Raw genomic sequence first — 23,712 nt, forward strand, 5'->3', positions numbered from 1 at the left:
TATTCTCAACCCTTCCGGTTCGGGATATGATTAGCCTTCATTCGAGTCGCCTCCAGCCGGAGGCGACTGTTTCCTTTCTTCCTATTTCGAGGCATCCCCATCGCTGCCCAGACGGCGGGCTGGTGGACGTCAAAGGTCGGTGGTGTGAGCGTATTTCTACGATTGGGCTGGTTTTTCAAGGAGCAGTGGCGGCGGTATCTGATCGCCATCACCCTGCTGATGATGGTCGCCATACTGACGGTGATCCCCCCCAAGGTGGTGGGTTGGGTCGTGGATGGTATCGCCAAAGGGGGCTTGGATAATGACACCCTGTTGCGTTACCTGGCCGGACTGTTTGGCCTTGGGTTGCTCATCTATCTGCTTCGTTACGTGTGGCGGGTGATGTTGTTTGGTGCCTCCTACCGGCTGGCCTATGTGCTGCGCAATCGCCTGTTTGGCCACTTCACCCGCATGAGCCCCGATTTTTACCAGCGTCACCGTACCGGTGATCTGATGGCCCACGCCACCAACGACATCCAAGCGGTGGAGATGACCGCCGGGGAGGGGGTGCTGACCCTGGTGGACTCCATGATCGTCGGCATCCTGGTGCTCTCCATCATGTGCAGCCAGTACTCCTGGCAGTTGACCCTGCTCTCCCTGCTTCCATTGCCTGTGATGGCATTTTTCATGAACCGTTTTGGCAAGCAGATCTACAAGGAGTTCAAGGCGGCGCAGGGGGCCTTCTCCCGACTCAACAACAAGACCCAGGAGGCCCTCTCGGGTGTCCGGGTGCTCAAATCCTATGCGGTGGAATCCCTGGAGGATCAGGGGTTTGCCGAGCTGACCCGTCAGGCGGGGGAGCGCAACATGGCGGTGGCACGCATCGACGCCAAATTCGATCCCGTCATCTATCTGTGTATCGGCTGCTCCTACTTCCTCGCGGTGGCGGGGGGCAGCGCCCTGGTGCTTCGCGATGAACTGACCCTAGGGGAGCTCACCAGCTTCACCATGTATCTTGGCCAGCTGATCTGGCCCATGTTTGCCATCGCCTGGCTGTTCAACATCATAGAGCGGGGCAGAGCCGCCTATTCGCGTATCGAGAGTCTGCTTGCCGAGCGCAGCGACATCGAGGACCCCGCGCAGCCGCAGGCGCTCGCCAGTGCGTTTCCGCTCAGTGCATGCGGGGTCGGCTACCGGCTGGAGCAGCGCGACCTGTTGCAGGATATCGATTTTACCTTGCAGCGGGGCGGCATGCTTGGCGTGGTGGGGCGCACCGGCGCGGGCAAGAGCTCGCTGCTCAAGCTCTTGATGCGCCTGGCCAACCCGAGCGCCGGGCAGCTCACTATGGGGAGCGTGCCTATCGAGCGGCTGGCGCTTGGCGAGCTGCGCCGCCAGTTTGCCTATGTGCCGCAGGAGCCATTCCTGTTTTCCACCACCATCGCCGCCAACATTGCCCTCGGCAGGCCGGACGCCAGCCAGGAGGAGATAGAGCGGGTAGCCCGTATCGCCTGTGTTCACGATGACATCGTCCGCTTCCCCAAGGGATACGAAACCGAGGTGGGGGAGAAGGGGGTAACCCTCTCCGGCGGACAGAAGCAGCGGCTCGCCATTGCCCGGGCCCTCTTGCTGGAGGCGCCCATTCTGGTGCTGGATGATGCCTTGTCTGCGGTGGATGCCCATACCGAGCAGCAGATCCTGCACGCCCTCAAGGCTCATCGCCGCACCCTGATCCTGGTCAGCCATCGCATGACGGCGGTGGAGCAGGCCGACGAGATCCTGGTGCTGGATCAGGGACATGTCAGCGAGCGGGGCCGCCACGGTGCCCTGATGGCCCACAATGGCTGGTATGCGGATATGGTCCGTTACCAGCGTCTCGAACAAGACGTGGAGGAGAGCCTGTGAACCCGGCTATTGAACGGCTACTGAATGACTTGTTGCGCCCGTCTTGCGCCCCTGAAACACGCAGTGGGGAGTGTTTGTGAATCCAACGATTAAACGCCTGCTGGCTTATTGCGCCCGTTATCCAGCCTGGCTGACCCAGGCGGGCATCTGCCTGCTGCTGGCCACCGGTGCCGAGGTGGCTGGCCCTCTGCTTATCAAGCTCTTTATCGACGACTATCTGGCTCCGCGCCGGCTGGAGTGGGGCATGATCGCCGCCATTGCGGCGGGCTATCTCGGCCTGCAGGTGGTGTCGGCTGCTGGTTTCTACCTGCAGTCACTGCGCTTCAACCGCATCGCCCAGGCGGTGGTGCAAACTCTTCGTGAGCAGGTATTCGCCACCGCCATCCGTCTGCCTGCCAGCTACTTTGACAAGCATCGCTCCGGCTCGCTTATCTCCCGCATCACCAACGACACTGAGGCGATCATGAACCTCTATGTACAGGTGATTGGTCTCTTGGTGCAGAAGGTGGTGCTCCTGTGCGGCATCCTCATCTCCATGGCGCTGCTGGATCTGCGCCTGATGCTGGTGTGCGCCATGTTGCTGCCGGCGGTGGCCGGGGTGATGTGGCTCTATCAACGCTTGAGCGTGCCCGTGGTGCGGGCGACTCGCAGCCTGCTCTCCGATATCAACAGCCGCCTCAACGAATCCTTGCAGGGGATGCCGGTCATTCAGGCCATGGTGCAGGAGCAGCACTTCGCCAATGTCTTTGCCGGGGTCAACCAAGAACACTGGGCCGCCAGGCTCAAGAGCCTCAAGATCAACGGCATCCTGTTGCGCCCGCTCATCGATCTCTTCTACATGATGGTGCTGATCGGCCTGCTGGCGCTGTTTGCTCATGAAGGGTTGAGCGCGGGGGGCGCCATCCAGGTGGGGGTGCTCTACGCCTTTATCAGCTATCTGGGGCGGATGATCGAGCCCCTCATCGAGATGACCAACCAGCTCAACCAATTGCAACAGGCCATGGTGGCCGGAGAGCGGGTCTTTGCCCTGCTCGACGAAACCCGTGAGAGCGCCCAGGGCAAGGCCGCCTCCCTGCAGGGACGGGTCAGTTTCGAACGAGTGAGCTTCTCCTACGACGGTGAGCAGCAGGTGCTGCACGAGGTGAACTTTGCCGCCCGTCCCGGCCAGATGCTGGCGCTGGTGGGTCACACCGGCAGCGGCAAGTCCACCATCATCAGCCTGCTGATGGGCTTCTACCCGCTGGATCAGGGCACCATTCGCTTCGATGATCACCCCATGGAGAGCCTGTCGCTCTCGGCGGTGCGTCGCAGTATAGGGCTGGTGCAGCAGGATCCCTTTATCTTCGTCGGGACTTTGGCAGAAAACCTGCGCCTCGGGCGTGACGGTATCGATGATGCCAGGCTCTGGCAGGCGCTGCGCGACGTGCAGCTCGCCGATTTTGTTAAGCGTCTGCCAGCAGGGCTCGAGACCCTGATGGAGGAGGGGGGCAAGAACCTCTCCGCCGGTCAGCGCCAGCTGCTTTCGTTTGCCCGTGCCCTGGTGGGGGATCCGCGCATCCTCATCCTGGACGAGGCGACCGCCAGCGTGGACTCCCAGACCGAGCTGGCGCTTTCCCAGGCGCTCGCGGCGGCGCGCCGTGGCCGCACCACCATCGCCATCGCCCACCGCCTCTCCACCATCGTCGATGCGGACGAGATCCTGCTGCTCTCTCGTGGTCAGGTGAGCGAAAGGGGCACCCATGGCGAGCTGATGGCGCTCGGGGGGCACTATGCCCAGCTGTTCGAGATGCAGAGTCAGGGGGCCTGGCTCGAGGAGAAGCGGGCCTGAGCACGGGTCAATTGCAAGCAGTGAAAACGACATCACCGGCCATGGGCCGGTGATGTCGTTTCTGGGGTGTGCTCTTACCCTTGGCTCGGGGCAGGTTGAGGAACTTCCCAGTCTCCCCCCAGGGCCTTGTGCAGCAGGACCACATTGGTGGCGCTGTTAAGCCGGGCCACGATTTCGGCATCCTGCACGCTGTTTTGCTGGCGCTCGGCGTCCAGCACCGAAAGGTGGTTGACCAGACCGGCCCGGTAGAGGGCCTTGGCCTTGGTGAGGGCGGTTTGCGCCTGTTGGTTCGCTTCGCCCAGATGCTTGCTGTATTGCAGGCTGTTGCCGTAGGCGACCAGGGTGGTTTCCACCTCGTTGAAGGCGCTGTTGACCTGGTTCTGGTAGGCCAGCGCCGCCTCTTTCAGCCCCGCCTCCTGAATTTTGACCATGGCCTCGCCGCGGCCGCCGTCGAACAGGTTCCACGACACACCGGCGCCAAGGGCCCAGGTGGTCGAGCCCGATTCGAACAGGGAGCCTGTCTCGCCGGAGACCAGACCGGGGGCTCCGGTCAGGAACACTTTGGGATAGCGGTCGGCGATGGCCGCGCCCACTTCCTGATTCTTGGCAGCGATGGCCCGCTCGGCGATGGCGATGTCGGGTCGACGGGTCAAGAGCGACGCGGGCAGGCCGGTTGGCACCAGCGCCTTCATGCTCGGCAGGGGCGCAGGCGAGAAACGGGCCCGGGTCTGGCTGACGGGCTCCCCCAGCAGCACGGCAAGCCGGCTCAGGTGCACGCTCCTGGCCGTCTCCAGCATGGGGATGCTGGCCTTGGCGGCGGCAAGGCCGGCGCGGGCATTGGCCACATCAAGTTCCGAGCCGTAACCGGTGCGCTGCAATGACTCGACCATGGCCAGCGTCTCCTCTTGCTCGCGCATGTTCTTGGTGGCGATGGCGATGCGCTCCTCGGCGCCGCGATATTGCAGGTAGTTGCTGATCACATCGGCTGTCATGGCGGTGTTGAGCCCCTGGCGCATGATCTCGGCCTGCTCGGCGCGAATGGCGGCGGCCTGGCTCAGGCTGTCGATGCGACCGAACAGGTCCAGCTCCCAGGCGGCATTTATCCCGACAAACGTCTCGGTGGGATCCCTGTCCATCAGCTTGGCCGTGCCTCCCCCGAGCGCCGGGGGCAGAGCGATGCCGCTCACCACCTGTCCCATCAGCGCTTCGTTTTCGCTCAGGCGGATGTCGGCATAGCCGGCTCCCAGGGTCAGGGTTGGTACCTTGAACGACGCCACGGCGCTCTGGTAGGCCTGGGCCGCCTGAATGCGTTGGCTTGCGATCTTCAGGGTGATGTTCTGGCGCTGTGCCCTCGCCACCAGGTCGTTGAGTTGGGGGTCGTGGAACTGGGCCCACCAGGTGTGGCCGGGTTTACCCCGGGGCGTGGTGCCCTGGGCCCCCTGATTGAGATAGACGTTGTTGAGGCGGCTCTCGGGGGGCTGGTAATCGGGGGCCATGGCACAGCCCCCCAGCATGATCAGGGTCGCAATCGCGCCCATGCTGCGCTTATTCATGGCGGTTTTCCTCTTCGGTAATCTGTTTATGGGCTGTGGCTTCAGCTTGTTGCTCCGCCCGGAAGAAGAGCATGTAGAGCGCAGGCATGATGAACAGCGAGAGCGCGGAGGCCGCGACCAGACCGCCAATGATGGTGGCCGCCATCTGATCGAACAGGCTGTCGGTCAACAGCGGCACCATGCCGAGCACCGTGGTCAGTGCCGCCATGGAGATCGCCATGGTGCGGTTGAGGGTTGCCTCTTTGACCGCCTCGGCGATGGTGCGGCCACTGCGCCGTTCCAGCTCAATCTGATCGAGCAGCACTATGCCGTTTTTGATGATCATGCCCGAGAGGCAGATCATACCGACGATGGCCATGAAGCCGAATGGCTTGTCAGTGAGCAACAAGGCCCAGATGATGCCAATCGATGCCAGCGGCAGCGTGGTAAAGATGATGATGGGCTGACGATAGGCGTTGAACAGGGCCACCAGTATGATGAGCATCATCACCGCCGCCTTAGGGTTCTGCTCCATCAGATCGTCGATGGAGCGCTTCTCGTCGTAGTACTCGCCGCCCCAGTGCATCTCATAACCGGCGGGCAGTTTGATGGCCTCCAGCTGGGGGGCTAGTTCCTTGCGCACCTCGGAGGCTGTGGTTCCCCCCTTCACGTCGGCCTGCACCGTGATGGCCGGGAGCCGGTTGCGGCGCCAGATCATGCTCTCTTCCCCGGTGATCTCGATGCCGTCGATGACCTGGCCAAGCGGTACGCTGTGCTGGCCGAGGACGGATCGTACCGGCAGGCTCTCCAGGTTTTCCAGGGAACCGTTGGCGCTTCGCAGTTTGATGGGGATCATGTCGTCCTGATGGCGCAGGGTGCCTATCTGTACTCCTTCGGTGGCGCGGCTGATAGCCAGGGCGATATCGGTCCGGGTGACGCCCGCCTGGCGCGCGGCTGCCTGGTTGATGATGGGGGTCATCACCTTGCTCTCCTGACGCCAGTCATCACGGATGTACTTGGTGTCGGGATGGGCCTGCATGATGGCTTGCGCCTGTGCCGAGAGTTGTTTGAGCACTTTGGGATCCGGCCCTTCGAAACGAGTCTCGATGCTGAACTTGTCCTTGGTGGCCAGCTTGAGCGGGCGGAATCTGGGTTCGGCATAGGGGAAGCGGCTTGCGAGCCAGGCATCGCCCCGGGCGACCAGCGGTGCTATGTCGTCAAACTGTTTGGTGTTGATCAGGATCTGGCCGTAGCTCTGATCCAGCGGCTCCGGCTCTATGGTCACCGAGAAACGGGGGGCGCTCTCGCCCATGTAGCTGGAGATGCTCGCCACCTCGGGTTGCTGCAACAGCCACTGTTCGATCACCTTCATATCCTGGGAGACGTTGTCGATGCGACCGCCGCTCGGCAGCCAGTAGTCGAGAAAGACAATGCTGCGATCCGAGCTCGGCATGAAGTTGACCTTGAGCAGGGGCGCGCTCAGCACGGTGAGCAGCAGCAGGGGCAACACCAGGGCAAGGGCGCTCTTGGGGTTCTCCACCGTCCAGTTGACAGCCTGGTGATAGAGGCGGGCCACCTTGCTCTTGGGCGCGCTGCTCTCATCCTGGCTCGATGCCTTGATGAAGGCCCAGCACATCAACGGGGTGACTACCATGGCGACTACCCAGGAGAGCAGCAGGGAGCTGCACAACACCTGGACGATGGAGAGGGAGAACTCCGCCGAGTCAGTCTGGGAGAGCAGCACGGGGGCGGTCCCGAGGGAGGCGATCACGGTCGCCCCCAGGAGCGGCAACGCCATCTCCTGTACCGACTCCTTGACGGCGGTGGTGCGTTCTATTCCCTTGCGCAGCTTGGCGGCAAACAGATCCACGATGACGATGGCATTGTCGACCAGCATCCCGAGCGCCAGGATGAAGGAGCCGAGAGAGACGCGCTGCAGATCGACCCCGGTGAGGTTCATGTAGACCAGGGTGAACAATATGGTCAGCAACAGGCTGGCCCCGACGATGGTGGCGCTGCGCCAGCCCATGAAGACCAGCAGCACCACCACCACGATGACGATGCTCTCGATCAGATTGAGCACGAAGTTGTTGATGGACTTCATCACCTCGGTGGGCTGGTAGGCGATGACGCCAACCCCGGTGCCAAGGGGTTGCTCGGCCTCGAATTGCTGCAATACCCGGGTCAGTTCGTCGCCGATGCTGACCACGTTGATCCCGTCCTGGGGGCTGACGGCGAGGGTGATGGCCTGCTGGCCGTTGTAGCGACTCTCGGTCAGGGCCGGGCTCTGGTAGGAGAGGTAGACATCGGCCACGTCCCCCAGGCGCAAGGTGCCTGTGCCGGCCCCGGGCTGCCCCGTGGTGAGCATCAGGTTGCGGATATCCTCCACGTTACGGTACTGGCCGCTCTGGGCGACGCGCAGATTCTCGATGCCGAGGTGATAGTCGCCGGTCTGCACCGGGACGTTCTGGCTGTTGAGCTGGGTGACAAGCTCCGCCAAGGAGATGTGGCTCTCGGCCAGGCGCTCATCGGAGACGTCGATGTTGACTACCTGTTCGTTGACCCCATGCAGTTGCACTTTCTTGACCCCGGGCACCGCCTTGATCCTGCGCTGCAGTTCACGGGCCTGATCTTTCAGCTGGTGCATGGGAATGTCATCGCCATAGACGGCGAACAGCATGCCATACACCTCGGAGAACTCGTCCTGCACTATGCTGACCTGGGCCTGGACGGGCAGCTCCAGCTTGACGTCCTGGATCTTGCGGCGCAGCAAGTCCCACTGCTGGGGCAGCTCGTCGGTGCCGTATTTCTCCTGCAGATCGACGAAGATCATCGAGCTGCCGGGACGGGAGAGGGATCTGAGTTTCCATAGCGACCCCATCTCCTGGATCTTGGTCTCTATCTTGTCGGTGACCAGCTGTTCGACCTCCTGGGCGGTAGCGCCCGGATAGAGGGTGACGACGACGGCGCTCTTCACCGTGAAGGAGGGGTCTTCCAGCTTGCCGAGATCGAAATAGGAGTAGACCCCTGCGATGGCGCAGAGGGTGGCAAAGAAGATGACGAAGGTCTTTTGCCGGATGGCGAACAATGAGAGATTCATGACTGCCCATCCACCTGGTTGATGACGGCGATGGCCTGACCCTCTTTGAGCAGGGCGCTGCCGGCGGTGACGATCTGATCGCCCGCGTTGAGTTCGCCCTCCACACAGAGGGTGTCGTGGCGCTGGCTGACGATGGTGACGGGCACGTGGGTGGCCGCCGCGGCCTTGATGGCCACCACCTGGGGTTGTCCACCCAGGCTCTTGATAGCCGTGGCGGGCAGGCAATAGATGCGCTCGCTGGCGGGCAGGGCCAGCTCGACGTTGATGGATTTGCCGGGCACCAGCTCGGGCGAGTTATCCAGCAACTTGAAGGTCACCTTGTAGGTGCGCTTGAGGGGATCCGGCAGGCTGGCGATCTCGGTGCTGACTGCTTTGACGCTGGCCTCTTGGCGATACCAGGTTACATTGGCCTGCATCCCGCTTCTCATCTGGCCGATCTGCTGTTCCGGTACGTCGACCACGGCATCGAGCGCGGTCGGCTGGTGCAGGGAGAAGACAGGCTGACCCGGCGAGGTTTGTTCGTGTTCCTCGATAGAGCGCTGGCCGATGATCCCGTCAAACGGCGCCTTCAACTCGCTGTAGGCGAGAGCGTCTTCGGCTTGCTTGAGGGATTGCTGCAGCATCTGGACCCGGGCATTGGCCTGATTCTTGGCGCTGGTGGCGCGCTCCAGGTTGATGCTGGCCATGGCTCTGTCCTGCACGGCCTGGCGGGTGCGGCTCAGTTCGACGATTGCCAGCTTGTAGGCGGCTTTCGCCTCGCCAAGCTGGGCCTTGATGGCATCTCGCTGAACCCGGAAATCATGGGGGTCGAGGCGTGCGATCACCTGTCCTTCACTGACCCTGTCTCCCTCCTTGACCAGGATCTGCTCCAGGGTGCCCGGCACACGAAACGCGAGGTTGGCATTCTGGTGCGACTTGATCTCGCCGCTGAACTTCAGGCTGTAGAGGCTCTTGCTGTCGGAGAGCTGCATGGCATTCACCGGCCGCGGCGGCTTGACCACTTCGGTGGCCGTGTCGGTGCCGCAGCCGGCGAGCAAGCTTCCCAGTATGAGTACCGAGAGGCAAGGAGGGGAAAACAGGGGGTATTGCATGGGGAAAATCCAGTTATTCAGGTGTGATGGATATATGTTATCGAATCCAATTAGTGAGATAATCAGGGCGAAATTATCATCACTGTCTCAATTTTCGTGACAATGAAGAGATAAGGGATGCAGCCGACGTGTTGCGGGGCTGGATGAAGAGGCGGGGGCCGAGATGAAGATCGACGATCTCAAACTGTTTTTGTCAGTAGTGGAGCTGGGGGGCTTTACCAGTGCCGCCGATGCGCTGAATATTCCGCGCTCCAACGTGAGCCGGCGGATAAAGGATCTTGAGGACGAGCTGAATGTGAAGCTGCTGACCCGCACGACCCGCCGGTTGACTATGACCTCGGTGGGGCTGGAGTATTACAACAGCTTGCAAAACATCATCCCCATGCTGGATCACACTCATGAGCAGATCCGGACCCAGAGTCACGAGCCCACCGGCAACATCAAGATTGGCCTGCTCAATGAATCCGACATCTTCATCCACGATCTGCTCAAGCGCTTTTTGGAGAAATACCCCAAGATCAACATAGAGCTGCATCTGAGCAGTGTCGGCTACCGGGATATCTTCAATTACGGTCTGGATGCCAGCATCCATATCGGCGTGGTGAACGATGGCAGCTTCGTCGCCAGGCCCATCATGCCCTTCACCCGCAAGCTCTATGCAACCCCCCACTATATAGCGCGGCACGGCAGGCCCGAGTCCCTCGAGGATCTGCACCAGCACAATGTGCTGACCCTGCGACTGCTGGATGGCCAGCTGGACAACCGGCTGATCTTCAATCGGGGCGAGGTGGTGATCCACAGCAGGGTGATCTCGAACAGCTCCTATTACATCCGTCATGCGGTCTTTCAGGGGGATGGTATCGGCATCTTGCCGGAGATCATCGTCAAGTCGTTCGTCGAGAGCGGCGAGCTTATCGATCTGCTGCCGGAATATGAAACCACCCTGGACAACATCTGGCTGGTCTATCCCGGCAAGAAGGGGCTCTCCTACGCGGCGCGCCTCTTCATCGACTACATCCTGGCCGAGATGGCGAGCCTGCTGCCCGAGCAGAAGCCGCGGCAGGTGGCGGTGAGAGCGCCCCGCGAATAGCAGGTGGCCGCAGTTGCCTTGAATCCGGCGAGCCATGCTGGCAACATGTTGTTTACATCAACTCATCGGATCAGTTTGCATATGGACTTGCAACGTTTGAAAGCCAACCTGTCGCTGCGGCTGTTTGCCTGGCGCTATATTCCCGTCATCGGATTTTGTGCCCCCGTCATCGAACAGATGGACGCGCGGGCGCTGCGCGTTCGTATCCCGCTGGGCTGGCGTACCCGCAATCACCTCGGCAGCATGTATTTCGGGGCGCTGGCGACCGGCGCCGATCTGGTGGGGGGGCTGCTGGTGATGGAGAAGGGGCGGCAGCGGCGCAAAAAGGTGCACTTTGCCTTCAAGGATGTACAGGGGGAGTTTTTGAAGCGCCCGGAAGGGGACGTGCAATTTGACTGCGCAGCGGGGGAGGAGATCGATGCCATGATTGACGAGTCGCTGGCGAGTGGTCAGCGCATCAACCGCCCCATCCGGGTGGTGGCCACCTGCCCGTCGCTAAACGGGGATGAGGCGATGGCGCGCTTCGTGCTGACCCTGTCGATCAGGGCCAGCTAAGTTCAAGGAAGAGGGAGTACCTCTTCCATCAAAGGCGGGGATCAGCCGATTTGCGGGCTCATTCCCTCTTTGACCACCACCTTCATGCCGTTGAAGTTGACCACCTGCTCGGCCACTATCTTGCAGCGCTTGCGGGTTTCAACCTGACCGTCCACTTCCACCAGACCTTCGGCGATAAGCGCCTTGGCGGCGCCGCCGCAATCGGCCCAGCCCTGATGCTTGATCAGATCACACAAGGCAACGAAGGGGTGACCTTCGAGCAGAAACGTTTCCATGGGAAATCCTCTAGATGGATGAATGCCGAAACAGCAGGGCGGCCATTTTAGGCAGTTCAGGCAGGCAAGGAAAGGGAAGGGCGGCCTCACGATGGAAAAAGTGGCCTCAAATATGTGGTCCTGCTCATGGAAGCGCGCCTGATCGGACGCAAGATGACGCAACCCGTCAGACCCGGTATGCGCTGATTTGTGCTTGTTGTTAGGATCCTCACACTATTCAAATGACTCAAGGAACGACCCATGACTTTTTCTCGCGTATTGCTCGCCTGTGGTGCACTGACCCTGTGTGGCGTGGCCCAGGCCAGTACGCCGGTGCAATTTTCCCTGCCTGGCGTCAATCTGCCTGCGTCCCATCAGGTGGAAGGGGGGAGAGCCTCTTTTCTCTATGGCCGTACCGGGCAAGTGAAGGGGATTGACTTGCCGATCTTCGCCCTCTCCGACGTGGATCAGTTTACCGGTTTGCAGCTCGGGGTCTTTCTTGGGGCCGGGCGGGTGCGCCACCAGTTTGGCGGGGTGGCCATCAACGCGGTCAACTGGCATGACGGGCAGGATACCGGCGTCAACCTGGGGTTCGTCAACCTGACCAACAATGTGAAGGGGCTCAACTGGGGGGGAGTCAACATAGCCCGGGGCAATGCGCTGGCCAACATCGGCTTCATCAATTATGCCGAACGTACCACCTTCCAGATTGGCTTTGTCAATGCGACCAAGCATCTTGATGGGTTGCAGATCGGGTTGGCCAACTATGCCGAGAATGGCGTATTCCCCATTCTGCCACTGGTGAATTTCCAGAAATCCTTCTGACGGCACAATCCGTTTTGCGTTAAGGGCCGGCGCTGATTACCCTGTGCCCCTTGAACCCGCGACAGGTGAAGAGGTAACAGATGACGGCAGGGCAGATGAACGCAATCGGAATTGGCTGGGATGTGCGCGGCTGGCAGGGCAGCGCCCAGGCGGTCGCCGTGGTGGGATGGCGGTCGCAAAGCGACACCCTGCACTGGCTGGGGGTCTCGCCGCTGTTTCGCCTGAGCTCGCGGGTGGCGCCGGATCTTGCTTCCTTGCTGCGTCCGGCCCTGCAAAACGAGCTGACCCTGATGCAGGTGGAGGCCTGTTCGCACTTAGCCCTTGGCATCGATGCGCCGCTCGCCTTCCCGCGTGCGCTGGGAGATCTGCTTGCCGGCAAGCCGCTCTCCTGCGCCGTGCCGGAGCGGGAAATAGACAACCCCTACGCCTATCGTGACTGCGAGCGCTGGCTGCACCAGCAGTATGGCAAGAAGCCCCTCTCGGCCACCTTCGACCGCCTGGGCAACAACGCGACCCTGGCCCTCTCCATGCTTCCCCACCTCGCGGATCTGCAACTGGTTCCCAAGGTGCAGGCGCGGGCCGAGCGCGCCGTGCTGGAAGTCTATCCGGCCCTGGCCAAACAGGGAGGAAAGGCCTCGACAGCGCGCCCCGAACTGGCCGCCTTGCTGCCAGAGGGGGTGGTAGCAGGCACAGATCGTTACGACGCCGCCCTGTGCGCCCTGATGGCGCTACAATATGCCGCCGCTGGCAGGGTGAGCCAATTGCCACCTCTGGTGATGCCACCCGTAGGGATGGCCCGCGACGAAGGCTGGGTCTATCACTTCAACGCGTCCTGCGCCTCATAGCGGGCAGGCTCTGATCTGCCCCGTTTTGGCGGGGCCGACAAGTGGGCACCAGCTGGCATCATGCTGGCAGACAACTTTGAGCGGAGCGTTGAAATTCAGTGGCGATATTTTGCTCGTATATGCCATCAAACAAGAGATGACATTCCCCAACTCAATGCCTGTTAACACGAGGCAGCGTTACAGAATGTCGCTTGGCAAGCGCTAAATTGGTCAATTCGTCTGCAGTTGACGATTTTTCTTGTTGTTCGTGCCAGAGAGTGGTGGTGCGTCACTCTCTTCATCCGATATATTGCTTTTTCTCCTGGCTCTTCTGTGTGGTGGTGTCGATGAAACGCATTCTCTCAATCCAGTCCCATGTGGTGTTTGGCTGTGCCGGCAACAGCGCCGCCGTGTTTCCCATGCGTCGTCTTGGCATGGAGGTGTGGCCCATCAACACGGTGCAATTTTCCAACCACACCCAATATGCCCAGGGGTGGCAGGGGATGGCGATGCCTGCCGGCCATATCAGCGCCCTGATCGAGGGGCTTGGCAATATCGAGGTGCTAAGCCGCTGCGACGCCGTACTGAGCGGCTATCTGGGATCGGCCGAGCAGGGGGATGAGATCCTGACAGTGGTTCGGGCCGTCAAAGCCGCCAATCCAAATGCCATCTATTTCTGCGATCCCGTGATGGGCCATCCGGAGAAGGGATGTATTGTCGCCCCCGGTGTTACCCGTTTTCTCACCGAACAGGCATTGCCGGTCGCCGACATCATGGCCCCCAATCTGCTGGAGCTGGAGACCCTGTGCGACACCCATCTGACGGATCTGGCCCAGACCCGTGCCGCTGCCCATCGGTTGCTGGCCCGGGGCGTGAACATGGTGCTGGTTAAGCATCTGGGACGGGCAGCCCAAGACCCCGGCCGCTTCGAGATGCTGCTGGCCACTCCCGAGGGGGATTACCTCATCGCCCGTCCGCTCTATGAGTTTGCTCGCCAGCCGGTCGGTGTCGGCGATCTTATCAGTGCCCTGATGCTGGCCAATCTGCAGGCAGGGTTTGATGCGGTGAGTGCCTTTGAACGTACCAATGCGGCGGTGGATCGAGTGCTGCAGGAGACCTGGCGGGCCGATGCCTATGAGTTGCAACTCATTGCGGCGCAAGGCGCCTTTGCCGAGCCGGTTATCCAGGCCCGTGCCGAACGACTGGCGTAAGGAAGAGTGTTGGGATGGCGGTGAGGCCTGTGTGAGCGCAGTGACCTGGGCTCGGATAATCAAGTCAATTAACTGGACAGGCATGCCGCCTTCTCAAGACAGTGCATCCCCCTGATGGGGCAAGCAGCTTTTTGGCGCGTAGTGGGTAGCGATACTCATCAGACGAGAAGCTGGGGAAACTCGTCATTTGGATCAATCAGTCAATTTGTGCGGCTGCCAGCTTGAATTTAGAAGTTGTAATTAACCCCCATGATCAACAACGGGATATAACCACCGAAACGCCGGTTGTCACCATAATTATCAAAAGAGATATTTTTGTAGCTAAATTCACCAAATAAGCTCCAATTTCTATTTAACTTTAGATTGGTTGATAAACCATACTTGGCATATTTTTCACGCCATATTTTATTACCGTTTGTATTATTGTCCTTTTTAAATTCACCAAACTCTCCCCATAATGAAGCGCTCAATTCCCCCCAGTTATAAAATACACCAGGTTTAATAAACCACTCAGTTTCATTTTCCTGGTCACCAGCCTTTGGTGACCATAATCCCTCTTGATAGCGAAAATTAAGCCATATGCCACTGTGCTCTGATAGTTTATAGGCAAGGCCTGGTTCAATTTCCCAGTAAGAAAAATCACCGGTATTTCGCTTATACTGAATTTGATAAAGTCCATAACCATTAAAAGTAAGATTATCACTAATGTTATAACCACCGAAAATTTTAACCTCTGGCATTGTTCGTTTGTCCAGACTCTCTTGTGCTAATTTCACTCCCCAGCCATAATAGCCATCATCTGTGTTATAAGCACGATTGGCGTAAATTTCATTAATAGAATTAACACCACGGTTATAATCTGCATGCGTTAGGGGACCACTATATAGCTCTTCTCGGCCAGAATAAAATCCTACATCCCAACCAGGCAGATCATCATGACGGAAATTACCTTGGGCTAACGTTATTTTGACTTTTCCTTCGGTAACGCCATCCTCTCGCTCTATATGTTCCACTTCAACGTTGGAGCCAAGTGAACCGTGGAAGCTGGAATCTGATTCTGGTTTTTCTCCCAAGGCAGACATTAACTCGGCAATGGAGTATTCACGTTTAAGCGCTTCTATTTGAGATTTTAATTTGTTATCTCGGGTAGTTTTATCTGTACCCGCTATCGCTTGGTTATAAAATAGTAAGCCAGTAATGCCAAAAATAGCATAAGTGAAATAATTCATCGATTTGCTCCTGAGTATCAAACTAGCCTGAACGTTTTTTAAGTATTGATTTTATTGGTGTGTCAATATGCAAGTTGTGGTAACAACAAAGTGGCCTGTAATAATAGGTTATGCCAGATTATTTAATCTGGAGGATAACTGAATAACCAAGAATCAACTCATACTCGCCCCCCCGGCGTGATCGGCTGTGTCATGCTCAAGCATCTTTTAAATGCGATACCTTTATTATTGAATAAATGACATTTTTCTGCAGAGATTTGAATTTTCAGGTTCTGATTGACTGAATGTTGAACGGTACCAGGCACACGGATCAGCAGTTTATGATCACTCCTTTCCAAGCGAGTATAAATCAGTGACTCTGTTCCCAGTCGCTCTATACCTTCAATCATGGTAGTCACTCCGTGATCATCAATATGAATATCCTCCGGGCGAATTCCCAATGTCATCATGGCCCCTGTAGTAGCAGTGGATAATCCAAGGTCTACATCAACGTCGAATGAATGATTACCTACCACAACGCTAGCTTTACCGGGTCGGGTCGCGTTGAGAGTTGCGGGCAATAAATTCATTTTTGGTGAGCCGATAAACCCAGCCACAAATAACGTCTGTGGGAAATAGTAGATATCCAATGGTGAGCCGACTTGCTCAATCACTCCTTCATTCAGTACCACTATTCTATCTGCCAGTGTCATCGCCTCGACTTGGTCGTGGGTAACATAAATAATGGTTGAATTGAATTTTTTATGATATTCGGACAACTGTCGCCGCATCCGTACTCGCAGTGATGCATCAAGATTGGACAAAGGCTCATCTAATAAAAAGAGTCTGGGGTCCCGGGCAATTGCCCGACCAATGGCAACTCGCTGACGTTGTCCACCCGATAATTGACTGGGCCGCTGTTTGAGCAAACTGCTGAGCTCCAGCATATCGGCAACACGCTTGACTCGGGTTTGAATTTGCTCACGGCCGCTCTTTGCCATCCTTAGACCAAAGGCAATATTTTCATAAACTGTCATATGAGGGTAGAGCGCATAGGATTGGAAAACCATGCCAATGCCACGAGCAGTGGGTGACAGATCATTGATTGTTGCTCCATCAAGGCTCATATGTCCGGAACTTATCTCCTCCAGCCCGGCAATCATGCGTAGCATGGTTGATTTGCCACAACCGGAAGGACCAACAAATACAGTGAATTGACCCTCCTCGATAGTCAGATTTGCATCCTTGATGACATGGGTGCCGTCAGGATAAATCTTATTGATATTGCTTAGTTCCAGCTTGGCCATATCTTTATCCTTATGGTTATCGAACGGTTGAATTATCCCAGCATCATATTTGGCTCCGCGTTTTCGAGCACAGTGGTAAGGTCAAATGTTGCTGTGTCATTAAAATGCCAGTCGGCTTGGCCAACTCGCGCACTCGGACCTATCCCCACAACCTGCATACCGGCAGCTCTGGCTGCATGAATACCAGCCTCGGCATCTTCCATAGCAATGCAATCACAGGTATTGACTCTCAATTGTCCAGCCGCATAAATAAAAATGTCTGGCTCTGGTTTGCTGCGAACTACAGACCAACCGTCACAAATAGCATCGAATAGCGGAATGAGGCCCAACTGATATAGAACGTAGCGCGCATTCTTGCTCGCGGAAGCCACTGCGACTTTAATTCCTCGTGCGTTTAGTTCCAGCAATAACGAACGAATACCTGGTAAAATGTCTTTTTCAGAAAGACTTTCCAATTGCTCCAGGTAATATTTATTCTTGCGAGCCATCAAAACGGTCGTCTGTATTTCAGAGAGTTTGGTACCAGCCAGAATAATGGATAGCGATGTCCGGCGAGAAACGCCCCGCAGTTGCTCATTGATCTTGCGATCGAAGTAATAACCCTCTTCATTTGCCATACGCAACCAAGCTTGAAAGTGCAATTCAGCCGTATCGGTGATGACGCCATCCAGATCAAAAATAAATGCCTTACACATGGAATATTACCTCAGTGCTGTCAATAGTGCGGTCTTGACCGGCTATTTCAATGGAGAGGGAATTGCCGGGTTGGCGGCGAATAGAGATAGTTTTATGATCCTCGCTTATTTCCAAACGTTGACCTTTATAAAACAGCGGGAAGTTAATTTGTTGCCACTCTCTGGGTAAATTTGGTTTGATGCACAACTTGTCATCCAGCAAACGGACTCCGCCAAAGCCGAATACTACGCATTGCCAGGTTCCCCCCATGGAAGCAGCATGAATACCGTGATCGGAACTTTTCATGTTTTGGCCAAGATCAATGGTGGCCGCCTGGCGAAACAGTTGGTAGGCGTATTCTGTGTGACCCATGTCGGCAGCCAGTACGCAATGGGTTGAGAGACTCAGGGAAGAGTCATGCAGGGTCTTTGGTTCATAATAATTCCAGTTGGCCAATTTGGTTTCCAGGTCAAACATGGACCCCAGCAGGAAAAACAGCATCATGATGTCGGCCTGCTTGGAAACTTGAATCTGGTTCACTTGATCCAGGCTATAGTCCTGAAAAAGGCCTCCGACAAATGGCTGTTGCTTGTATTTGGTCAGATCGATGATCGCTTTTTGCAGGTAGGTATCATCTTGCGCAATGACCTTGTCTTCCGTTCGTGGTTGGGGAAGATAGATATTATCGACTCGTTTTCGCCAAAGAGTAGGGTCGAGAGTCAGATTGGCATTGAGCTTGGCCAGCAGCACCGGGTTATCCATTGACAGTGTATCGTAGCAGCGGATTGCCAATCGGATATTCTCTGCCGCCATATAATTGGTAAAAGCATTATTATCAACATGCTCTTTGTACTCATCCGGCCCGATGACGTTACAGATGCCCCACATATTGCGATCTTCTAGCCAGTCGAGGCGGCTGCACCAGAAAGTAGCAGTATCGAATATAATTTCATAACCCATCTCATCCATGAATAGCTGATCGCCGGAGAGCTGGTAATATTGCCACACGGCATTGGCGATATCACAGGTGATATGTTGTTCAGTAAATCCCGACCATATTTTGGTGGATTGACCAGTTATTATGTCTACCGCCCCCCATATAGGGGTGACCTCCTCACCCGTCAGGGCTGATTCCCACGGGAACTGCACGCCCAGATAGCCATTGGCGCGGGCTTTTTTACGCCCCTCAGGCAGCGTTCGGTAGCGATACGTCAGTAGACCACGGGCAACGTCGGGCATGGTGTAGGTGAAAAATGGCAGCATAAACACTTCTGTATCCCAGAAAGTGTGCCCCTTGTACCCCTCACCAGAGAGTCCCTTGGCCCCTATGCTGAAACGGGTGTCATGCATCGGGCAGAAGATGTTTAGCTGATACAGGGCAAAGCGTATCGCCAGTTGGTCAACATCAGGTCCGACAATGGTGATATCCATGCTGTTCCAGCGTTTTGCCCATTCGTTCGCACTGGCCGCGAGCAGGACATCGAAGCGCTGTTTCGCGCACGTTTTGAGATGGGCCAAGGTGTGATCGCGCAGGGCTTGCAACTTATAATCTGGCGTATCGAACTCCTTGTCACGGGAGGTGTGCACAACCCCCAGCTTGTCGAGGCCAAAGGTGTCACCCGCCTTTAACTCGCATCTGATGCCGGTCCACACCTTGCGGCGTGCCATGACGAGTGTTGGAGTCAGCTCAAGCTCGCGACCGTTGAGTTCATAGCGATGGGTAGTGACAAACACAAAGTCGATGCCGCTTTCGGTGGTGCGTTGCAGCAGTTCGACATAGCGCTTGTCATAGAAGCGCTTTTCGCCTTCGTGGAAGTGTTGTGCCCCCGAGTTGGTGAGCTGGGCATCAATCCCTGAATGGATCTCCACCTCGGCGTCGCTATCGATGGCCTCGATGTGCACGGAAAACGCTATCAGATGCAGATCCACCATGGAGATAAAGCGACGAAAGCACAGGTGAAAGCGCTTATTGCCTGGGCTGGTCCAGGTAAAGTCACGAATGAGTTCACCGTTTTTTACATTGAGGCGTCGGGAGTAATTAGCAACCTTGCCTTGTTCAAGATGAAACCGCTCACCATCGATAAATATTTCAATGGCACTCATATCGGTGGCATTTGGCAGTTCGGTAACTTCTGCTTGGTCAAACTTGTTGAAGGTGCCTGCAACAAAGAAATTGCGCGTCTGGCCGACATACTTTTCTTCTGTGGCACTGCGTGCGCTCATATAGCCATTACCTTGGCTCATGACCACTTCGCATTTCCCCTGATAAGCGGGCTTGAACTGTGTCTCTTCAATAACCCAATTTTTCAGTTCTGCTTGCCCGGCATCGTAGCGCATGAACATGATGGAGAATCCTCATCCTAACCTTTTACTGCGGAAGACATTGCGTTGCCGACGAAGTGACGCTGAAAAATGATAAACACGACCAATATGGGAATAGTTGAGAGAAATGCTCCCGCAAGAATGGATTCCCAATCACCCACTGCACCATAGGAGTTGCGCAGGCTGAGCAAACCAACGGGAAGGGTAAAGGCTTCTGGCGGACTGTTAATCACGACCAGGGGCCAGAAGAAATCATTCCATGCCCCTTGGAATCCTAAAATGGTGACGGCCAATATGGCTGGTTTTGCGAGCGGGATAAAAATTTTCCACAAGATAATAAAGGGACTCGCACCATCAATAATTGCGGCCTCTTCAAGCTCTTTTGGAATACTTTCAAAAAACTGTTTCATTATCAGCACCTGCACAGATGCCACCACTGCCGTGATGACTGCCCATGGGGTGTTGAGCAAGCCTATATTGTTGTAAATCAAGTAGTTGGAAATGAAAGTAACCTGCCCGGGGAGCATGGTGCTCAATAGCATGAAGGCGAATATGGCGCGCGCCCCGGTGAATTTGAGACGAGCCAGGGCATAACCCGCAGTGCAGGCAAAAAACAGGGTCAACAGCACTTTCCCGAACGCAATCAGGAATGAGTTGAGGGTCCAGCTCATAAACAGGCTCTTGCCGGTATCAAGACTCACAGATTCAGTGATGACCCGCACATAAGAGCGAAATACATAGCCAATCACGCCGGGAGCCACATTATCCCAGACCGCGATCCGCCCGCGACGTTCCATGCGGCTCGGAGCCAGGGTGCTGTCGATCAACACCTGAGAAACTGGGGCTCTGATATTCAGGGGGAGGGTAGCTATCTCGGGACCATGACCCCGATATTTGATAGTAAACGCCCAAGTCTTGCTATTGCCCTCTGTACTGGTATCTATTTGGCCGCGGCGCTGGATAAATTTGACTCGGCGTTGGTTGTCTATCAGTTGTGGCGAACTGAAGATGGCATAGTCGGCGGCAAAATCTTTGGCAGTCACGGCAGCCATGCCGGCGCCAGGGCGGCGGCGTGGTACTTCGATTTGAGGTTCCGTTAACGGTGTCCCGATTTTGGCGGCATAGGTCACGGTGAACTTGATGTCGGCGCCAGGAGCAAAGCCACCAAAGAAGGGTGCCTGGGCCCCATCTCTTCCCAATTGATAAGCGGCCATCCAGTTAGCGGGCTGGACTTGGGCAAAGTTGAAGTGAAATGGCTGCTCCAGCGAATCATCTTTGAGGCTGGCGAGGAAGGCCACCACGAAGGTTCCCAACATCAAGGTCGCGACCATCAACAGGATCCCATAGACCCAAGCGACCTTGGCCCAACGACGTCGGGCATGAAATTGGGCAATCTGCGCCCTGTTGGCGGCATCGATTTTGTCGTTGTTTTGTGCCACATCCCAATCAGGCATTTACCTTCTCCTTTACACCGAAGGTCTTTTGCAAATAGACCACGACCAGTGTCAGCAGCGCCAATACCGTGGCGGCAGCGCTGGCCATGCCGATTTGCGGTGTCTCCCCTGGCGGGAAGGTATTGTGATAGACGTAATAGGCCATGGTGATCCGCGATTCGAGGGGGGCAATGGGGGCAGAGGTACCCATCAGTGCTACTTGATCAAACATCTGCAAGGTACCGATGATACTGAAGGTGATGACCACGAAAGTCACAGGTGCTATTTGTGGAATCGTGATGTACCAATGCTGTTGAAATTTATTGGCACCATCGATATAGGCTGCTTCATATAATTCGTCAGGAATGCCTTGCAGCCCGGCAAGAAATAGCAACATGAAAGTGGGGATAGTCGTGTAGATATTTTGGATGACAATCGCCCACAAGGTCAGCGGCATTGGTCCGATTTTTTCATGAGTGTTCAGCCAGTTTATTTCAATAATCTGTTTCGTTTCACTCATGAGGCCAAAGCCAGCGAGGGTTAATGTAACCATAGCCGCAATGAGGCAGGCTAAAAAAGCCCACGCAGGTTCACATATACCGGCGGGTAAGCCACGTCTGCGATCACGCATTACCAGCATCAACTGAATAATGATCGCACAGAGGAGGAAGGTCACTATGTATGGGGCATAGCTGAAGATGTCACTGATAAGTCCGTTGAGAAAACCTTTCTTTTGATATATCCAGATGAAAATAATGGTGACAGCCGCGCTTGATAATACGCAGGGTAAATAGAAAGCGACCTTGAAAAAGATTTGTCCATGAACCTTGTAGTTCACCAAAATGGCAAGAGACAATGCAAGCACTGTTTGTACAACAGTAACAAATAATGAAAACCAGATTGTATTTGATAACGCGGTTAAAAACAGATTATCACTCAATAGATTTTTGAAGTTGGCAAGTCCAATCAAGACTGCTTCATTGAACAAGTCATATTCGGTGAAGCTGAAATAGAGGGTGCGAATGAGCGCGTATAAAAAGAAAATGACCAGTGTCAGCAAGAAAGGTCCTATCAGAAGCCATCCATAGATCTGTTGATTCCGTTTGAGCGAATTCACTTCATGCTCCTTTTTTCAGCCATCGCATCGTATTTTTGTTGGGCGATTTTAATCGCCTGCGCTGGCTCCATCGGACCCAACAGTACGGCCGTCAGCGCTTCATTGATGGGTGTTGACCACGCCAAACCATACTCATCGAAGGCGTAAGGCTCTATATGACCGCGACTGGCACCATCAAAGATTTTTTTGGCGAGTTGATTGGATGGGTCGGTTTTGGAGAAATAAGGCGAGTTGGCCAGATCTTGACGGCTTGGTAGGGCCAGACCTGAATCCAGGACCCACTCCTGGGCCTTTTTACTGGTCAGGATTTGCACCGCTTTTTCAGTTGCCGCCATGTTTTTGCTGTTGGCATTGAGCCCCCAGGCGACGCTAAAGAGCAGATTGCCGCGCTGACCTGAGACCGGGTCTTTTGGCATCAGGGTGGTGCCATAGAGGAGGTTGTTCGCATTGTCACGGAGATAACCACTGATCCAGTTGCCTTCAAAGGTAATGGCCGTTTTTTCAGTAGCGAAACAGCCACCGCTCCAGATTTGCCCCAGGTCGGTTGATAAAATGCCAACCTTATCTTTGGTTACCAAACCAGTATAAAACGTAAAGGCCCGTTCGAAATTGGCATCCAGAATGGTTTTGCCTTTTTCATTGAAAGGTTTCCAACCTGTTGCCAAGGCAAAAGGGGCGAAGCGGTTATAATCAGGAATAATACAGATGCCTGATACTTCTGTTCCTAGTGCGGCCTGGACGGCAAGTAATTTTTCACGTAACTGATCCCAATTATCGTCATCCGTGGGATAGGCTACTTTGGCATCATCAAAGACATCTTTGTTGTATAGCAAGGCAAGGGTGTTGAAGTCTTTGGCGATACCGTACAGTTTCCCTGCGCTGAAGGCCTGGTTCAAGTTTGGAATAATAGATTCGGACAGTATTTTGAGTGAGGGGCCGATTGCAGCGACCTTGCCAGAATTGATCAGTGGCGTGGCAAATACCGTATCAATATAAAATGCATCCGGTGCCGTATTGGCCGATAGTGAGTTGATAATATATTGAGAGAAGTCGCCTTCAATAGGCAGATATTTGACCGTGATACCTGCGCGTTTGAGTTCATCGACCATGACTTCACTGACTAATTTGTTGACAACCACGACATCGTTACCACCCCATCCGGCAATGGTCACCTCAGTGGTATTTGCCGCTATTGGCAAGGCGGTCCAGCATGATAGTAACAGCGACCCCAACGTTGACTTGTTCATTCTCACCGCCTCCCTGATTTGAAAAATTGAGAAACATAGTCGAGAAACAGGTCATGACGTAAAAATCTCCTTTTATTACGTCAACGATGCCAGCAGGGAGATGGTTTTTACCTTGTCAGGATCCCATAAAATTTATTTTCGTTTTTTTACGCAAAAATATGCGACGCCAATCACTCTAAAATGCGATTCATGCCGTTTTCGTCCCTGCCGAT

The 23,712-nt window shown here is 55.7% G+C and carries 18 protein-coding genes; 7 read left to right on the forward strand and 11 right to left on the reverse strand.

What is annotated here, in order from left to right:
- Positions 1–144: 144 nt before the first annotated feature.
- Together ACB028_RS08015 and ACB028_RS08020 are read left to right on the forward strand one after the other, a co-directional pair.
- Positions 145–1,881, forward strand: coding sequence for an ABC transporter transmembrane domain-containing protein (locus tag ACB028_RS08015; protein WP_371143954.1), 1,737 nt, complete (start codon positions 145–147; stop codon positions 1,879–1,881).
- Between the two features lie 76 nt (positions 1,882–1,957).
- Complete coding sequence (locus ACB028_RS08020; protein WP_371143955.1) at positions 1,958–3,709, forward strand: ABC transporter transmembrane domain-containing protein; 1,752 nt, start codon at positions 1,958–1,960, stop codon at positions 3,707–3,709.
- Between the two features lie 74 nt (positions 3,710–3,783).
- On the opposite strand, the gene ACB028_RS08025 is transcribed toward ACB028_RS08020, so the two are convergent.
- From ACB028_RS08025 to ACB028_RS08035, 3 genes are read right to left on the reverse strand one after another with little or no spacing between them, the layout of a single operon-like run.
- Positions 3,784–5,262, reverse strand: coding sequence for an efflux transporter outer membrane subunit (locus ACB028_RS08025; RefSeq protein ID WP_371143956.1), 1,479 nt, complete (start codon positions 5,260–5,262; stop codon positions 3,784–3,786).
- Positions 5,255–8,341, reverse strand: a complete 3,087-nt coding sequence (locus ACB028_RS08030; protein WP_371143957.1) for an efflux RND transporter permease subunit — start codon at positions 8,339–8,341, stop codon at positions 5,255–5,257. The genes ACB028_RS08025 and ACB028_RS08030 overlap by 8 nt, the downstream gene beginning before the upstream one ends.
- The gene (locus tag ACB028_RS08035) at positions 8,338–9,432 is read right to left on the reverse strand and encodes an efflux RND transporter periplasmic adaptor subunit (protein ID WP_371143958.1); all 1,095 of its coding nucleotides are present in this window, start codon (positions 9,430–9,432) and stop codon (positions 8,338–8,340) included. The genes ACB028_RS08030 and ACB028_RS08035 overlap by 4 nt, the downstream gene beginning before the upstream one ends.
- A 163-nt stretch (positions 9,433–9,595) precedes the next feature.
- Here ACB028_RS08035 and ACB028_RS08040 point away from each other — a divergent pair, with 163 nt between their 5' ends.
- Both ACB028_RS08040 and ACB028_RS08045 read left to right on the forward strand, forming a co-directional pair.
- On the forward strand, positions 9,596–10,522 hold the full coding sequence (locus ACB028_RS08040) for a LysR family transcriptional regulator (protein ID WP_371143959.1): 927 nt from the start codon (positions 9,596–9,598) through the stop codon (positions 10,520–10,522).
- An 81-nt stretch (positions 10,523–10,603) separates the two neighbouring features.
- Positions 10,604–11,077 (forward strand): DUF4442 domain-containing protein, encoded by a 474-nt coding sequence (locus ACB028_RS08045; protein WP_371143960.1) that lies wholly within the window; start codon positions 10,604–10,606, stop codon positions 11,075–11,077.
- 41 nt (positions 11,078–11,118) lie between these two features.
- Here ACB028_RS08045 and ybcJ read toward each other — a convergent pair whose 3' ends face one another.
- Positions 11,119–11,352: a ribosome-associated protein YbcJ gene (gene ybcJ / locus ACB028_RS08050; protein ID WP_026457996.1), complete on the reverse strand. Its 234-nt coding sequence runs from the start codon at positions 11,350–11,352 to the stop codon at positions 11,119–11,121.
- A gap of 240 nt (positions 11,353–11,592) precedes the next feature.
- On the opposite strand from ybcJ, the gene ACB028_RS08055 reads away from it, so the two are divergent.
- The 3 genes from ACB028_RS08055 to pdxY all read left to right on the forward strand — a co-directional run bounded on the left by ACB028_RS08055 (position 11,593) and on the right by pdxY (position 14,191).
- The gene (locus tag ACB028_RS08055) at positions 11,593–12,156 is read left to right on the forward strand and encodes a VC2662 family protein (protein ID WP_371143961.1); all 564 of its coding nucleotides are present in this window, start codon (positions 11,593–11,595) and stop codon (positions 12,154–12,156) included.
- Between the two features lie 80 nt (positions 12,157–12,236).
- Positions 12,237–13,001 carry a DUF429 domain-containing protein gene (locus ACB028_RS08060; protein WP_371143962.1) on the forward strand — a complete coding sequence of 255 codons (765 nt, stop codon included), beginning with the start codon at positions 12,237–12,239 and terminating at the stop codon, positions 12,999–13,001.
- Positions 13,002–13,327: 326 nt separating this feature from the next.
- Complete coding sequence (gene pdxY, locus ACB028_RS08065) at positions 13,328–14,191, forward strand: pyridoxal kinase PdxY (RefSeq protein ID WP_371143963.1); 864 nt, start codon at positions 13,328–13,330, stop codon at positions 14,189–14,191.
- 227 nt (positions 14,192–14,418) lie between these two features.
- Here pdxY and ACB028_RS08070 read toward each other — a convergent pair whose 3' ends face one another.
- From ACB028_RS08070 to ACB028_RS08100, 7 genes are all read right to left on the reverse strand, one after another.
- On the reverse strand, positions 14,419–15,420 hold the full coding sequence (locus tag ACB028_RS08070; protein WP_371143964.1) for an OmpG porin family protein: 1,002 nt from the start codon (positions 15,418–15,420) through the stop codon (positions 14,419–14,421).
- Positions 15,421–15,578: 158 nt separating this feature from the next.
- On the reverse strand, positions 15,579–16,706 hold the full coding sequence (locus ACB028_RS08075) for an ABC transporter ATP-binding protein (RefSeq protein ID WP_371143965.1): 1,128 nt from the start codon (positions 16,704–16,706) through the stop codon (positions 15,579–15,581).
- Positions 16,707–16,738: 32 nt separating this feature from the next.
- Entirely contained in the window at positions 16,739–17,401 is a 663-nt protein-coding gene (gene pgmB / locus ACB028_RS08080) for a beta-phosphoglucomutase (protein WP_371143966.1), read from the reverse strand.
- Positions 17,394–19,724: a glycoside hydrolase family 65 protein gene (locus tag ACB028_RS08085; RefSeq protein WP_371143967.1), complete on the reverse strand. Its 2,331-nt coding sequence runs from the start codon at positions 19,722–19,724 to the stop codon at positions 17,394–17,396. Before ACB028_RS08085 ends, pgmB begins: the two co-directional genes overlap by 8 nt.
- A 17-nt stretch (positions 19,725–19,741) precedes the next feature.
- The gene (locus ACB028_RS08090; RefSeq protein WP_371143968.1) at positions 19,742–21,157 is read right to left on the reverse strand and encodes a carbohydrate ABC transporter permease; all 1,416 of its coding nucleotides are present in this window, start codon (positions 21,155–21,157) and stop codon (positions 19,742–19,744) included.
- Complete coding sequence (locus ACB028_RS08095; RefSeq protein ID WP_371143969.1) at positions 21,150–22,253, reverse strand: carbohydrate ABC transporter permease; 1,104 nt, start codon at positions 22,251–22,253, stop codon at positions 21,150–21,152. The genes ACB028_RS08090 and ACB028_RS08095 overlap by 8 nt, the downstream gene beginning before the upstream one ends.
- Positions 22,250–23,500, reverse strand: coding sequence for an extracellular solute-binding protein (locus ACB028_RS08100; RefSeq protein WP_371143970.1), 1,251 nt, complete (start codon positions 23,498–23,500; stop codon positions 22,250–22,252). The genes ACB028_RS08095 and ACB028_RS08100 overlap by 4 nt, the downstream gene beginning before the upstream one ends.
- Positions 23,501–23,712: the final 212 nt, after the last annotated feature.

The organism is Aeromonas sp. S9(2024) (genome assembly GCF_041403185.1).
In the GTDB taxonomy this organism is placed as follows: Bacteria; Pseudomonadota; Gammaproteobacteria; order Enterobacterales; family Aeromonadaceae; genus Aeromonas; species Aeromonas enteropelogenes.

What these genes read in the sequence shown, in the direction of transcription:
- ACB028_RS08060 (WP_371143962.1), top strand. Translation starts at nt 12,237, where the DNA reads ATGACGGCAGGGCAGATGAACGCAATCGGAATTGGCTGGGATGTGCGC.
- ACB028_RS08025 (WP_371143956.1), bottom strand. Translation starts at nt 5,262, where the DNA reads ATGAATAAGCGCAGCATGGGCGCGATTGCGACCCTGATCATGCTGGGG.
- ybcJ (WP_026457996.1), bottom strand. Translation starts at nt 11,352, where the DNA reads ATGGAAACGTTTCTGCTCGAAGGTCACCCCTTCGTTGCCTTGTGTGAT.
- ACB028_RS08030 (WP_371143957.1), bottom strand. Translation starts at nt 8,341, where the DNA reads ATGAATCTCTCATTGTTCGCCATCCGGCAAAAGACCTTCGTCATCTTC.
- ACB028_RS08090 (WP_371143968.1), bottom strand. Translation starts at nt 21,157, where the DNA reads ATGCCTGATTGGGATGTGGCACAAAACAACGACAAAATCGATGCCGCC.
- ACB028_RS08035 (WP_371143958.1), bottom strand. Translation starts at nt 9,432, where the DNA reads ATGCAATACCCCCTGTTTTCCCCTCCTTGCCTCTCGGTACTCATACTG.
- ACB028_RS08045 (WP_371143960.1), top strand. Translation starts at nt 10,604, where the DNA reads ATGGACTTGCAACGTTTGAAAGCCAACCTGTCGCTGCGGCTGTTTGCC.
- ACB028_RS08075 (WP_371143965.1), bottom strand. Translation starts at nt 16,706, where the DNA reads ATGGCCAAGCTGGAACTAAGCAATATCAATAAGATTTATCCTGACGGC.
- pgmB (WP_371143966.1), bottom strand. Translation starts at nt 17,401, where the DNA reads ATGTGTAAGGCATTTATTTTTGATCTGGATGGCGTCATCACCGATACG.
- ACB028_RS08040 (WP_371143959.1), top strand. Translation starts at nt 9,596, where the DNA reads ATGAAGATCGACGATCTCAAACTGTTTTTGTCAGTAGTGGAGCTGGGG.
- ACB028_RS08070 (WP_371143964.1), bottom strand. Translation starts at nt 15,420, where the DNA reads ATGAATTATTTCACTTATGCTATTTTTGGCATTACTGGCTTACTATTT.
- ACB028_RS08100 (WP_371143970.1), bottom strand. Translation starts at nt 23,500, where the DNA reads ATGAACAAGTCAACGTTGGGGTCGCTGTTACTATCATGCTGGACCGCC.
- pdxY (WP_371143963.1), top strand. Translation starts at nt 13,328, where the DNA reads ATGAAACGCATTCTCTCAATCCAGTCCCATGTGGTGTTTGGCTGTGCC.
- ACB028_RS08055 (WP_371143961.1), top strand. Translation starts at nt 11,593, where the DNA reads ATGACTTTTTCTCGCGTATTGCTCGCCTGTGGTGCACTGACCCTGTGT.
- ACB028_RS08085 (WP_371143967.1), bottom strand. Translation starts at nt 19,724, where the DNA reads ATGTTCATGCGCTACGATGCCGGGCAAGCAGAACTGAAAAATTGGGTT.